This window comes from Parabacteroides sp. AM58-2XD (assembly GCF_003463685.1).
GTDB lineage: Bacteria > Bacteroidota > Bacteroidia > Bacteroidales > Tannerellaceae > Parabacteroides > Parabacteroides segnis.
Genome location: NZ_QSDP01000251.1, coordinates 1 through 853, shown reverse-complemented (window position 1 = coordinate 853; position 853 = coordinate 1). Strand labels below are relative to the sequence as shown.

The 853-nt window shown below is 41.0% G+C and carries 1 protein-coding gene and 1 pseudogene; both read left to right on the top strand.

What is annotated here, in order from left to right; translation table 11 throughout:
- A pseudogene (locus DXA15_RS25120) lies at positions 1 to 365 on the top strand (hypothetical protein); the annotation flags it as partial.
- A gap of 191 nt (positions 366 to 556) precedes the next feature.
- Positions 557 to 745 carry a hypothetical protein gene (locus DXA15_RS25115; RefSeq protein WP_128135853.1) on the top strand — a complete coding sequence of 63 codons (189 nt, stop codon included), beginning with the start codon at positions 557 to 559 and terminating at the stop codon, positions 743 to 745.
- Positions 746 to 853: the final 108 nt, after the last annotated feature.

Sequence of the window (853 nt, the reverse complement as noted above, 5' to 3'; positions counted from 1 at the left end):
CGGAATGCGATACGTTATACAAGAAATTTTTATATGTACTAAACAATATAGAGATCATGGCACGATTACCCAAGGAATTGAACGAACAGATTTTCCAGAAGCTGAAAAGTATTGTGGAAATCGAACGTATGACCCCTGACGAACGTTTGGAATACGAGCTAAGCCTCTCCACCGAACGCGACCTGTATGCCTGCATGGAAACGAAGTATGAGGAAGGTATGGAAAAAGGTATGGAAAAAGGTAAATTCGAGGGTATCAAAGAAGGCATTCGTGAAGTCGCCCTCCGCCTCAAACAACTCGGCATGGATATGCAATCTATTATGAAAGCCACCGGCCTGACCGAATCCGAGATACAAGCCTTGTAGTTACTATACATTAATATCTATAGCAGGCGACCTGATATAGATCGCCTGTTTCTATTTTTACTGGCTCCAAGAAGTTGGTATAAACTATATTTTCAAGAGGCGTTTTGTATTCATCAAAAAGAATCCCTATATTTGCAGAACAGTTACGCTATCAAGGCGGTAGCGAACATAACCATAAAATATACTTAACTATGGAAGAAGAATTAATTCTGTTAAAGGAGAAGTTTATCAATCCCTTTTCCGATATCGGGTTTAAAATGATTTATTACGCCTCCTTTGCTATCCAGCAACAGGCTACTTACGCAAAAGAACAGTTGGAGCGGGCGTTGGAACAGGAAGCAAAGAATGGTTGTAAGGCAGAGACGAAGTTGCTTCGCTAGAACTATGCTGTGAACCGTGTGTATGTAGTTTGTGTTTTAAACTATATAATGGATCGCAAGCATCCTGAAAAATACCGTTGGGACGTGGTCCGTATGGACCGTGAGTTG